This is a genomic window from Methanothermococcus okinawensis IH1, assembly GCF_000179575.2.
GTDB classification, from domain to species: Archaea; AGJL01; Methanococci; order Methanococcales; family Methanococcaceae; genus Methanofervidicoccus; species Methanofervidicoccus okinawensis.
In genome coordinates, this window is the sequence record NC_015636.1 from 830,727 (window position 1) to 843,632 (window position 12,906).

Genomic DNA, 12,906 nt, shown 5'->3' on the forward strand with positions numbered 1-12,906 from the left:
AAAAGATATATTTAATATATATAAATACATGAACAGCATATTTTAATATTAAATATTTGGGATTATATGAGCTCAGTAAATTCAATTCAATTGGCGTATGAATTTGTTTTATATATAATTATGGGCTTTATTATCGGATATTTTTTATCAAATTATTATAATAATAACATATTTATTGTAATAGGATTTTTATTTGGAGTTTTAATGGCTTTTTTAAGAGTAATTAAATTAATAAAGGATAGGAATTAATAAAATGAAAAATAAGGTTTATAAAAAGAAAAGTTAAAAAGTAATAAAAATAAAAAGGACTTAATATATACTACTGTAATAAAATCGGTGATACTTTGGAATTAATTACAAGGGAAGAATCAAAAACAAATTATGAGTATGGATTTAATCCATATAATAGACCAATAGCTGAGCTCCTACAATATGGTCTTGTGGTAATTGACAAACCATCTGGACCCACATCTCATGAGGTTTCATCATGGGTAAAAAAGATATTGCATTTAAATCTTGCAGGACATGCTGGAACACTTGACCCAAAGGTAACTGGTGTTTTGCCTGTTGCACTGGAAAATACAACAAAGTGCATACAAGTTTGGCACATGCTTCCAAAGGAGTATGTGTGTTTAATGCATCTTCATAGGGATGCAACAGAGGAGGATATTATCCGTATTTTTAAGGAGTTTGAGGGAAGAATATTCCAAAGACCCCCATTAAAAGCAGCAGTGAAAAGAAGTTTAAGAATAAGAAAGATACACAAACTGGAACTTCTTGAAATGGATGGAAGGGATGTTCTGTTTAAAGTTAAATGCCAATCTGGGACATATATAAGAACACTTGCAGAAGATATTGGAGAGGCACTTGGAACATCGGCACATATGCAGGAGCTCAGGCGAACTAAAAGCGGACCATTTGGAGAGGAGGAGGCTGTTTATTTACAGGATTTAACTGATGCCTATGTATTTTGGAAAGAGGAGGGAAATGAGGAGGAGTTAAGAAAGATAGTAAAACCTATGGAATATGGGCTTCGACATTTAAAAAAGATAGTAATAAAAGACAGTGCTGTGGATGCAATTTGCCATGGTGCAGATGTGTATTTAAATGGTATTGCAAAACTTAGTAAAGGAATAGGTATTGATGAAATTGTTTTAATAGAAACTTTAAAGGGAGAGGCTGTAGCAATAGGTAAGGCATTATTAAGCACAAAAAATATATTAAAAGAGACAGAATATACTAATCCAATAGTAGATACCGAAAGAGTATTGATGAAACCTGGAACATATCCAAGAATGTGGAAAGGTAAAAAAGGTAAAAATAGGAAAAAATAATTATGGTGTTTGATGTAATTTAAACAGTGGAAATTTATTAACCTAATATTATTTTATTTTTACGTAGGAAACTGTGAGCTCTACTCAGTATTGAGATGTGGATATAGTCAAAAAGTTCTGTCTTTGACTATAACTACACATTAGCGGTTTATATGGTGAAACCATGAAATTTTTCAACAGAGAAAAAGAAATATTTGAAATATTATCTGTATTGGATGAAGAACCAAATAATATTTATTTTATTTATGGTCCCATAAACAGTGGGAAAACTACTTTAATTAATCATATTATAAACAATAAGTTAAATGATGGGTATAAGGTATTTTATATAAATTTTAGAACATTGCTAATATCTGAAAAAAGAGATTTTATTGAAGCGATATTTACTACAAAAAAAGAGGGGATTTTGGAAAAAATAAAAGATAAGTCTGAAGTAATTAACATACTTACAAAGGGAGTAGGGATAGTTACAGGAATTCCGATTCCTGAAGTGGAATTAAATAACTTATTTGAAGCTAGAATAAATGATGCTTTTCAATATCTTAATGATATATTATTGGAAACTAAAAAGTGCGGTAAGAGACCAATTATAATATTTGACGAGTTGCAGATGATTAAAGAAATAACTGCTAATGGACAAAAATACCTTTTAAAAGAAATATTTCAGTTTTTAGTGTCCTTAACAAAAGAACAACATTTAGCACATTGTTTATGTTTAACATCAGATAGTTTATTTGTTGAGTATGTATATAATACAGGAGAGCTCCGAGGACGAGTGGAATATATTTTTGTGGATGATTTTGATAAAAAAATTGCATTAAAATTTATGGAATTCTTAGCTCGGGAAAAACTAAACAGAAAATTATCAAATGATGAAAAAGAACTAATATATTCTTATGTTGGGGGAAAGGCCAAAGATATTTACGACATAATAATTAAAACAGCCCATAAAAACTTACGAGATGTATTGGAAGAAAAATTACTCAACGAAGTTAATATAATGGAAGAATTTCTACGGGATTTGAATTACATTAAACCAGAAGTTAATATTAGAGGACAAATGATTGAAGTAAATAAAAAAGAAATAAGGGAAGCACTGGAATTATTTAAAAAAAAGTATATTGTGAAATTACATGATATTCCAAAACATGTTTATGTTTATCTGATTAACGAGAACATATTATTCCTAAATCCACAAAAAGGAATATTGAAACCACAGTCATTTTTAGTATGGAATGCCATTAAGAAGGTCGTTTGATTTTTCATATAGTAGTGTATTTAGGAGAGCTCCCATAAAATATAATAACAAATTTAAACAATGGATATCTTATGACTTATGCTGTTTCATTTATTGTGTAGAAACCTGGAATCCATATATAAGTTTTATCATATGATGATATAAAGTCTTGAAACTAAAAATAATGGTGATATTATGAAAATAGAGATAAATGAAAAGTACTGTAAAGGCTGTGATATTTGCATATATGTATGCCCAAGGGATGTTTTTGTAAAATCCGATAAATTGAACAAAAAAGGAGTTTATCCACCTGTTGCAGAACATCCTGAAAAATGCACAAACTGTCAATTATGTGTTTTAGAATGTCCAGACCAGGCAGTATCTGTTGAAGTTGATGAAGAATAAGGATAATGTAGAATGTATTTATCATATAGTAATATAATAGAATAATAAGATAAAAATAATAAGTAATAAAAATAGAAATTTAAAAAAAAGGAAAAAACATGAAATACGGGATAGCCACAAAATTAAGCAAGATAAATAATGATTATTCTAAACTATTGGAATTAAATAAAATAATTAGTTCTAATTTTGATTATCATGTGATTGATGCCGAGCTCCTGCCGATTACCGATGAAAATATTTTAAAATCTAAATCTAAAAAGCTTGTTTTAACAGTCCAAAGCAAAAGGAAGAACGCCTTTGAACTACTTGAATTGTATTCTTCATATAATGTTGATATATGTGTTGTTCTTGGAAGTAATTTTTATTTAACTAATGAAAAACCAAAACCAAAAGATGTAATTTTAAAGGTAATTGATAGGGCATTGGATATATGTAATAATAAAATATGGGTAGGCACAGAAGGAGTCGAAGATATTGTAAAGAATATTGTTGAAGAGAATGATTTAATTGCCTATTATGTTTATGGGGGTAAATTTCCTGATTATGATTCAAAAAAGGCTGTTTATGTTCCATATACTGAGAAAATTGATAGAAATACATTAGATACTATGGAAAACTATCTAAAAAGAAGAAAAAATTATATTGGAAATTACGAGGATTTTATACTTTCACTAAATAATCATGTAAAAATAAAGGAATTAAAAAATAAAAATGATATAATAATAGGCTATCCAATAAATAACAATAATATTTTTAATTTTAAAAAATATTTTAATTTTTAACAGCTTTCATAAACCTATCTTTTATAACAATTGGATGAATCTTTATATTTTCTGTTTTTTCGTTATATGGTATTGCCTTAGCAACAATTACCTTTGTTTTATTTTCATTTAATGATTTTTTAATTGCTTCCCTTAATTCTTTTTCATCGGACACTTCTACGGCATCAATACCGCATGCCTGTGCTATTTTACATAGATTTGTATTGTTCGTATGGGTTGGCTGGTTTCCTGTTGAGCCATAGGCTGAATTATCCACAATCAACAATATAAAATTATCTGGTTTTTCATGTCCTATGGTAGATAAAGAACCTAAATTCATAAGAACAGAACCATCTCCATCTATTGATATTACCTTTTTATCTGTGGATAGTGCCAATCCTAAACCTATGGAAGAACATAAGCCCATAGAACCTAACATGTAGAAATTTTCAGCCCTATCTTTTACACAGCAGAGTTCCTTACATGGACATCCTATATTACATATTATGAGCTCATCTTTAACATACTCCATTAAGATTCTTATTATATCGATTCTTCTTAATTTTTGCAAATTATCACCAGTTTATAAAAATTTATATACTTATCATTTTTTTAGTTTATTATTTTATTTTATATTTTACTTTATCTATTATTTTTTATTATTTTACTGACATTATTCTTTTAATCATCTATATTTTTCAATAATTTCTTTTAAATTTAAAATTCCTTTATGAATTGCAGTGGCTATAAGCACACCATGAGCTCCTAAATCATAAGCATCTTTTAAGTCTTTTTCGTCTTTTATCCCCCCACCAATATATATTGGGTTATTGGTTTTATCAATTATATGCGTTATTAAATTTTTGTTAATGCCTTTTTGAGTCCCAACGGAAGAGATATCCAATATAATTAATGGAGTATTATTATTTATATTATTCAATATATCTTCTAATTCATAATTTAATAGCCTCCCGTCTTTGAAATCCAAACTTAAAATAATGTCATTTTCTCTTAATAAATCTAAATCATTCAATGTTTCTGTGCCTACAATTAGTTTATTACATATATTTAAATTTTTTATATGTTCTATATCTTTTTTAGTGCTTACCCCTACATCTACAATTTTATACAATGGGAGCTCCCTAATAACATCAAAATTATCTCCCTTTTTCATTATGGCATCCAAATCAGCAATATATACCTTTTCAGCCCCATTTTTTTTATATTTTTCTATTATATCAATGGGATTTGACGAATTGCACAAAACAGTTTTTAGAGGTTTGTAAGTTTCCCTATTTCCGCTTTTTCCATGAACTGCGATACCTTTCATTATATCTATTACTGGGATAATTTCCATAAGTATGACCTCTTTTATTACAATTTAATGAGCTTTTTAAAGAGATATAATTTTTCTTTTTATTATTTTGATTTTTGGTATTTATTACCAATTTTTATATTATTCATAAATATATATTCTTCTAATTATTATATATATCAAGAAAATAGTAAAAACAGCGTTTTTTATTAAAAAGAAAATAAAAAATAAAAAAGTCCAATTTTTAAATTTTATATAAAAAATCTATTATGTGATATTTTAAAGAATTATAAATGACTACACCAAAATATTATATTTTGATAATGTAATATCTATCTTGCCATATAATAAATGATTTTTAGATAATTTTTTAGATTATGATATTATTTTTATTCAAAATCATTATCAGGGTCTAATATTTTAAAATAACAGGCATCATATCCTGAGCTAAACATTTTGTTTCTTTTACTATAATGTTTTTAGAATATATAGATATTACAATATTAACTGCAAAAATATAGAAGAATTAATATTTTATTGGGATATTGTTTCATTACCAATTACCAATATTGTTGAAGTTTGGTTATAATGTCCAATGGAACCTCCAAGTGTAGCTCCCTGTTCCCCATAGGTATTAAATCCAATTACTGGAACATCCCCCACTATTTCTTTTATTATGTCAAGGTCATTTATATTTAACCGTTCTTTGAGTAAATATCTTAATATACAGTTAAATATTATAATTGCCCCTATCTTTTTTGGATTTCCTGCATTATTTATGGCATTAATTAATGCGTTCTTAAATGAATTTATGGCATATTCTCTATCTGTGTCCATTACTGTTAAATAATTTCCTTCATTAACTTCTGCATAGAATGTTATGCTTCCATCGTTATTTGCACACATAGCACTTTTTATAGTATATTCACCAAAAACATCAGAAGATTTAACCCCCATTGGTCTTTGAGCAAATATCTCTGGGGTGAGCTCATCCACATTAAGCAGTTCTTTCATAACATCTACTGCGGGTCTATGGTCAAGTTCATAAACTGTTCTTCCTTTCGATTTCGTGATAATGGCTCCTTTTTTAGTTGGAAAATATGGATGGCCATATCCAACACCTATTTTTAATGCACTGCTTAATGTAGCAACTATGCCTGTGTTTGAATACACGCCATTTGCAAATTGGTATGTTTTTTCAAATTTTAAATCATCACCTGTGGAACCTCCAACAATTGGGATACTACTTCCAATTTCTGAAATTACTCCCCTTAAAAATTCTTCCTCATGCCCTGCCAATCCGTCGGGTATTATAATATTCATGAAAGGTTTCATTTTTAGAATATCTGAACTGTTTTTATTCATAAATGCAACAGATATCAACGCAGATGCGGTAGGGTTATTTTTTAATGAAGTATAGGCCTGTTTTACAGCTTCTTTTCCACATTCAAAAGGCTTTTGAGATAAATCATTCCCAATACCAACACCTACTTTTAGATATGGACTTTCAATAGTCATCACCGCAACACTATCGTTTAATGGATGTTCAACAGCACTCGAAAACTCACCTGCTGTTGTTCCACCTATTATATGAGAATTTCCAACTTCTTTTTTAATAGAATCATACACTTCATTAGGATTTAAATTTGAAGAAGCAAAAACAATGGTTAAGGTCGGATTTTTTGTTTTTTGCATTGCCATTTTTATGGCTTCTTCTGGGTCTTTTGACTGACCCGCCCCAACTTTTAATACTTGTCTATTCAATAGCTCACCTCTGCAAAATATAGGTTATAATATTTTTAATATATTTTTAGTAATAATTTACTGTATAATTATATGATTATAATATGATTAATACTCATATATAAATTTATACAGCAATATAACAAGATAATTTTATATAACCATGTATTTAATTATATAAATATATTTATATATTAAAATTATTCGAAAAATAAATTATAAATGGTTAAAAAAATTTGAAGAGTCCCAAAAGGGTTCCTCTTCAAAGCAAAACATTTAACTCTAAATGTAGGATACCAGTTTGCAAAAAATAATTTTATAGTTTTATAATATTTTATTACATAATTATTATGATAATTACATCATTTCATCGACTTTTTTCATCAACATTTTTAGGATTTCACTATCTGGTAATACACCTTCTGGTGCATCAATTACTTTTCTAAGTTCTATTGGAACTCCATCCATCCTATATGCTGTTCCATCAACCTCAACACCTGCTATTGCAGGAGGAATTATAATGTTTGCCAATTCTGATGTTGGTGTTTGGTGAGGGTCAATACATACCAGAGGGATTTTTGCCATGTGTTTAACAGCTTTTTGTGGGAAGTGAGCTCCTGGGTCAGAGGCTATGTTTAGCATCATGTCAGTTTCTCCTCTTTGGAGAAGGTCATTTGCACAGGTTTCCCCAGGGTTGTATCTTGGATATCCTCTTGAGAAATCAACACCAAATGGGTATCCAGTAACCCATGTGGAAACTTGGTTGAACCCATTTACATTGTAGTGCCCTCTCATTGGCATTAAACCAAATTTTGTATGAGCATTTAAGTCAATAACAAGTTCAATGGCATTGTCAATGTTTCTGTGTTTTCCTTTTGTCATCGTAACGCCCATAGCGAAGAACAATTGTCCGAACTGGGCATTTTTACAGATATCCACAGCTTCGTAGATGGTTTCAGATGGAACACCTGCAACTTCATCCACTTCCAATTCAAAGCCTTTTAATACAGCCCTCATAGCACTTATTAATTCATAATCCTTATGAGGTTCAACCTGTAAATGAATATCTGCCAATTTTGCAGTGTCGGTTTTTCTTGGGTCTACAACAATCATTGTTCTGTCGTGTCTTCCCCTTTCTCTGAAAAATCCTCTGGAAAATATTGAATATCTACTCATATGTCTTGGGTGAGCATGCATTGGGTTTGAGCCCCAAAATATAACAACATCAGCTCTGTTTTTAACTTCTCCAAGGGTGCAAACTGGGTATCCTACATCTTGTAAAGCCAATACAGAAGGCCCGTGTCAAACACTTGCCGTGTTATCCAATACTGCTCCTATTTTTTCACCGAGCTCGACAGCTACCTGATGAGCATGACACTCTGTTGCTGAGAATCCATACATTAAAGGTAATTTTGATTCTACCAATAATCTTGCAGTTTCTTCTATTGCAGTTTCATAATCTGTTTTTTTGAAGTCGTCTTTTTTATTTTCTCTCATTAAAGGTTCTGTATATCTTACAGCACCTTCAAAATGCATGAATTTTGCATTTCCTATTCTGCAAGCATTTTTTGTTCCAACTATGTGTCCATCTTCAACCATAATTTCCAAGTCATCACATAGGGTGCCGCAGAAAGGACATACAACATCCTTTACTATTTTTACCAAGTAAATCACCCCACATAAGGGTATATTTTTATCATAAATTTTAATTTAAAATTAATTTTAGTTTTAGTTTAATCATCAAATCTATTTTAAATCAATGACTTTACCTTTTCCCTTTATCTGCTCTGCACAGCTTAAACATAAAAGACACATTACACAGTATCCCTTTAAAGGAAGGTGTTCATCATTTTCATCTATCTCTAAAACCTTCATTGGACAAACTTCTACACATTTTCCACATTTATCACATAGGGAAGGGTTAAATTCTATTCTATTATAATCCTTTCCATTATGGTTTATTGTGCCCATTTTTAAGGCACCAGTAGGACAAGCTACTGTGCAGGCTCCACAAACTATACACATTTTTACAGTTTTTGATTTTTCATCTACCTTTATAGCTCGTGTAGGACAGACTTCTGCACATTCTTTAAGGGTTTCGTAATCTTCATCGATGATTACGAGACCTTCGTCTGTAATTGGATGAGCACTGTCATATTTTACATTCAGTGTTAAGGAATTTACTGGACAGACATTGACACATAAACTACATGCTGGACAAGCCTTTGGAGGCATTACTATCAAATTATTTTTATCCACTTTAATCATATTTCCTGGACATATCTCAGCACATTTGAAACATCCTATGCAGGTGTTTCTATCAACATTAAAGGATATAACTTCTTTTTTTCTCTTTTTAGGTATCTTTCCAGATACTGCAATTGCATTCCATGGGCAGGTTTGACCACATATAGAGCAGTATATACATTTTGTTTTATCTATAACTGCCTTGTTGTCCTCAATTGTAATAGCCTCCACAGGACATTCTGGAACACATACTCCACATCCAACGCAGTTATCCATTACAGCTATTGGTTCGTCGGGTATTGTAATTTGTTTCTTAGGTTTTTCTACAAGTCCAGGTATTGATATAATTTCAATTGGACAGACATCTACACATTTTTGACATAAAACACAATGTCCCTTTGAATATGGGTATATATTATCTACTCTTTTTATTTTTGTAGGACAGGCCTCTGCACATTTTCCACATTTCATGCATTTAACTGGATTATAGTCTATCTTACCATCTATTTCTGATAAAGCCCCAGTTGGACATACTTCCACACACTGCATACAGAGTGTGCATGTTTTAAAGGGGGCTATCTCTATGGCGTCTGTTGGACAGACAGCCTTACATGCATTACATACCAAGCATGCATCCTCTTGAATTTTTATTCCTTCCAATGTAAAACCCCCGTTGATTTTTTATTATTAAAACCGAATTATATATTATTCGGCTATACGAGGAGTATTGATTTATTTATTGTTGTAATCTCTATTTTATTAATCTCTATTTTATTCATTATCATACATTTTATTCTATATATTTTTATTCATTATATCTATTATTTCTATTTATTATTCACCTTCTGCATAGAAGGTATTCCCTACAACCTCCCAAAGGGTTCGGTTGAAGAGTTTATTCATCTTTGACTAATTCAAATAGCACTTTGCCCTTTTCATCTTTAACTATCATGTGGGCAGCACATGAGTATCAAGGGTCATAAGCTCTCAATACGAGCTCTATTAAATTTAGTTTTTTCTCATCTATTTCCATACCTATCACCAAAGGAATAGGGAATTTTTATTAATTTATATATTATTTAATTCAAATTTATTTTATTATTATTTTATTAAAATTTAAATTATTTGAATATTTCCGTTGCAGCCTGCTGAATAGCTTTTTCCATTGTAGGAACATTGTGTGTTGTTGCTACAATCATGTTTGCCTTTACGACAACTCCTCTATCATCAGTCTCATAGTTATGAATCAATACACCCCTTGGAGCCTCTACTACTCCAACTCCATTTCCTGCTTTTGGCTGAACTTCGGCTCTTGTGTCTGTCGATGTAATTTCGCTGTCGTTTAATAATTCTTTTGCCCTTTCACATGCTGCAAGTAATTCTATTAATCTTGCATGGTTGTATGCCAAGGACTGGTTTGCAGGACTTCCGAATGTATCCATAAATTCTTTTCTAGCCTCTTCTGCTAATGGTGTTGCCATGGAATCACATACATTAACCATTGCCAAAGGACCTACTCTGTAAAGCCCTTCTGGATATCCAACTTTTTTGTTGTAAGGATATTTTACATAGTTATGTGAAACTACATGTTCTCCAATGTAATCCAAGTATTCAGCGGGCTTAAACTCCATCTTTTCTTTACCATCTGGTGATAAAAATCTCAAAGTATCGTCGTAGAAGTTATGTTTTCCATCCTTTACCAATCCCAAATACCATGTATCAATAACACCTAATGATTTTGCAACATCCATATATTGCTCGTTTAATGATTTTATTAAATCAATACCATCCTTTGCATATTCCACTACTGTATCTATTTCTTTTAACAATTCATCTCTTTCTTCTTCTTTAAGTGATTTAGAAATTCCTCCGGGTATCCCAGAAACTGGATGAATGGGTCTTCCTCCGGTTTTTTCAACCAATGTTTGACCGAATTTTCTCAATGCTATTGCCTTTTTGGCTACTTCGGGAGCCTTATCAATAATGCCGATTATATTTCTAACAGCAGGGTCTGCATCTGGACCAACTACTAAGTCAGGAGCTGCCAAATAGTAAAAGTGCAATGCATGGCTGTGTATCATATTACCCATAAGCATTAACTCTCTAAGTTTGCTGGCTGCACTTGGTACCTCAGCTCCCCATGCTGCATCAACAGCTTTAACACTTGCAAGGTGATGAGCTGTTTGACATATACCACAAATTCTTGGAACAATTCTTGGAACTTCCTCAGCAGGTCGCCCTATAACAAATTGTTCAAAGCCTCTCAGTGCAGTAATATGCAATTTAACATCTTTTGGTTTTCCTGACTCATCCAATGTAATTGTAACTTTTCCATGCCCTTCAACACGGCTTAGCGGTTCGATTGTAATTTTGCCCATTTAGAGTCACCATATTTAATTTATTATGAATCTTAAACTTAATTTTAAATTTAAATCTTTATAATTTATTTATTTTTTTATTTTATTAGGTATTAATGCAGCGGCTAATGAAAACCTATTAAATAACGCTACTTTGTCCATAATTTCCAAAGATGCATCTCCTGATGCTGCATAAGCATTTGCTGCTGCTGCACCTTGGTCAATAACCGCAGGTGCTTTTCCAAAGCATCCTCTGCATGGCATACCTGCTCTTGGGCACATTGCTCCACATCCTGATTTTGTAGCCATACCTAAACAGGTATATCCCTGTTCAAATAGACATTTTTCAGGGTCAGGAGTTCCTTCATATGACCTTTTAAATTTCTCAGGATAAGTTCCTTCTTTTTTCCTTGGACAGTCATCACATACGATTTTTGAAGATAATTGTGGTTCTCTACCTTCCAATAGTGCAACAATAGCTTCTGCGTTATGTTCTGGTCTTGGAGGACATCCAGGTAATACTAAATCAACTTTTACTACCTTGCTTATAGGTTTAACTTCTTCCTCCAATGGTGGTATATCTTCGCTTGGAATTTCACCGGGATTATCTGTTGATGCTGTGCTATATATCGTATTTAAAAACTCTTCTTTGGTGTATAGATTACCAAGTCCTGGTATGCCACCAAAAGCTGCACAGCTTCCCCATGCAACTACTATTTTTGATTTTTCTCTGATTTCTTCAACGAGATGTTTGTCGTGTTCGTTTCTTATGCCGCCCTCAACAAGGAATACATCGATGCCCTCAGGTATTTCTTTTACATCTGCAATAATAGGAGCATAAACTATTTCCAAGTTTGGAAGGACATCGAGTAGTTTTTCATGTAAATCCAATAATGACATGTGGCATCCAGAACATCCGCATAACTGTATCAGTCCTACTTTAACTTTATCTGCCATCTAACCACCTAATTATTAGGAATAATAGAAATAATAAGAATAAATTTAAAAAAGTAATTACCTCCTACATTGGAGGCAGTCCTTCCACAGGTCCTTTCGGTTCCCCGTGGAATTCATCCTTTTTTATTTAAGCTTTCAGAGGGTTTGGACCTAATTTTTTAACTCTTTCAGTCATTTCTTTTACTGCGGAAGCGAATTTATCAGCCTCGGCACTACTCATGAAGAACATTTCAATTCTTTCTCCACCTATACCGAGCTCATCTAAAATCTGTTTTGTAAGTTTAACCCTCTCTTCAGCTTTGAAGTTCCCTGTTTCAAAGGCACATTCATGAGGCTTTCATCCAGCTACGAATACTGCATCAGCACCTTTCTGGAAAGCTCTTAATGCATAGGTAATATCGAATTTTCCAGTGCATGGCATTCTTACAATCCTTACTGATGCTGGATATTGAAGCCTACTGGTGCCTGCTAAATCTGCTGCACCATATCCTCACTGGTAGCATACAAATGCCATGATTGTGGGTTCAGCCATAATATCACTTTTTTTAAA

At 31.7% G+C, this 12,906-nt stretch carries 14 protein-coding genes; 5 read left to right on the forward strand and 9 right to left on the reverse strand.

Going from position 1 to position 12,906, the window contains the following annotated elements; genetic code table 11:
• The first annotated feature begins 66 nt into the window (after positions 1 to 66).
• The 5 genes from METOK_RS04165 to METOK_RS04185 all read left to right on the forward strand — a co-directional run bounded on the left by METOK_RS04165 (position 67) and on the right by METOK_RS04185 (position 3,758).
• A complete protein-coding gene (locus METOK_RS04165) occupies positions 67 to 249 on the forward strand; it encodes an AtpZ/AtpI family protein (protein WP_013866973.1) in 183 nt (60 codons plus the stop codon).
• Between the two features lie 95 nt (positions 250 to 344).
• The gene (locus METOK_RS04170) at positions 345 to 1,334 is read left to right on the forward strand and encodes an RNA-guided pseudouridylation complex pseudouridine synthase subunit Cbf5 (RefSeq protein WP_013866974.1); all 990 of its coding nucleotides are present in this window, start codon (positions 345 to 347) and stop codon (positions 1,332 to 1,334) included.
• A 163-nt stretch (positions 1,335 to 1,497) separates the two neighbouring features.
• A complete protein-coding gene (locus METOK_RS04175; protein WP_013866975.1) occupies positions 1,498 to 2,592 on the forward strand; it encodes an ATP-binding protein in 1,095 nt (364 codons plus the stop codon).
• Positions 2,593 to 2,766: 174 nt separating this feature from the next.
• Complete coding sequence (locus METOK_RS04180; RefSeq protein ID WP_013866976.1) at positions 2,767 to 2,976, forward strand: 4Fe-4S dicluster domain-containing protein; 210 nt, start codon at positions 2,767 to 2,769, stop codon at positions 2,974 to 2,976.
• Between the two features lie 98 nt (positions 2,977 to 3,074).
• The gene (locus METOK_RS04185) at positions 3,075 to 3,758 is read left to right on the forward strand and encodes a hypothetical protein (protein ID WP_013866977.1); all 684 of its coding nucleotides are present in this window, start codon (positions 3,075 to 3,077) and stop codon (positions 3,756 to 3,758) included.
• On the opposite strand, the gene comE is transcribed toward METOK_RS04185, so the two are convergent.
• The 9 genes from comE to vhuD all read right to left on the reverse strand — a co-directional run bounded on the left by comE (position 3,748) and on the right by vhuD (position 12,888).
• Positions 3,748 to 4,308 carry a sulfopyruvate decarboxylase subunit beta gene (comE, locus tag METOK_RS04190; RefSeq protein ID WP_013866978.1) on the reverse strand — a complete coding sequence of 187 codons (561 nt, stop codon included), beginning with the start codon at positions 4,306 to 4,308 and terminating at the stop codon, positions 3,748 to 3,750. The two genes, METOK_RS04185 and comE, sit on opposite strands and share 11 nt — an antisense overlap.
• Before the next feature lie 114 nt (positions 4,309 to 4,422).
• Complete coding sequence (locus tag METOK_RS04195; RefSeq protein ID WP_013866979.1) at positions 4,423 to 5,094, reverse strand: HisA/HisF family protein; 672 nt, start codon at positions 5,092 to 5,094, stop codon at positions 4,423 to 4,425.
• Between the two features lie 492 nt (positions 5,095 to 5,586).
• Positions 5,587 to 6,816: an FIST signal transduction protein gene (locus tag METOK_RS04200; protein WP_013866980.1), complete on the reverse strand. Its 1,230-nt coding sequence runs from the start codon at positions 6,814 to 6,816 to the stop codon at positions 5,587 to 5,589.
• Between the two features lie 336 nt (positions 6,817 to 7,152).
• Positions 7,153 to 8,460, reverse strand: a complete 1,308-nt coding sequence (locus METOK_RS04205) for a formylmethanofuran dehydrogenase subunit B (protein ID WP_083810047.1) — start codon at positions 8,458 to 8,460, stop codon at positions 7,153 to 7,155.
• An 81-nt stretch (positions 8,461 to 8,541) separates the two neighbouring features.
• Complete coding sequence (gene vhuB, locus METOK_RS04210) at positions 8,542 to 9,702, reverse strand: F420-non-reducing hydrogenase associated-polyferredoxin VhuB (RefSeq protein ID WP_013866982.1); 1,161 nt, start codon at positions 9,700 to 9,702, stop codon at positions 8,542 to 8,544.
• 235 nt (positions 9,703 to 9,937) lie between these two features.
• On the reverse strand, positions 9,938 to 10,075 hold the full coding sequence (gene vhuU, locus METOK_RS08885; protein WP_083810048.1) for a F420-non-reducing hydrogenase selenoprotein subunit VhuU: 138 nt from the start codon (positions 10,073 to 10,075) through the stop codon (positions 9,938 to 9,940).
• An 88-nt stretch (positions 10,076 to 10,163) separates the two neighbouring features.
• On the reverse strand, positions 10,164 to 11,420 hold the full coding sequence (gene vhuA, locus METOK_RS04215) for a F420-non-reducing hydrogenase Vhu subunit A (protein ID WP_013866983.1): 1,257 nt from the start codon (positions 11,418 to 11,420) through the stop codon (positions 10,164 to 10,166).
• Between the two features lie 69 nt (positions 11,421 to 11,489).
• Positions 11,490 to 12,356, reverse strand: coding sequence for a F420-non-reducing hydrogenase subunit VhuG (vhuG, locus tag METOK_RS04220; protein ID WP_013866984.1), 867 nt, complete (start codon positions 12,354 to 12,356; stop codon positions 11,490 to 11,492).
• 127 nt (positions 12,357 to 12,483) lie between these two features.
• Positions 12,484 to 12,888 (reverse strand): F420-non-reducing hydrogenase iron-sulfur subunit VhuD, encoded by a 405-nt coding sequence (gene vhuD / locus METOK_RS04225; RefSeq protein WP_157198875.1) that lies wholly within the window; start codon positions 12,886 to 12,888, stop codon positions 12,484 to 12,486.
• Positions 12,889 to 12,906 lie beyond the last annotated feature (18 nt).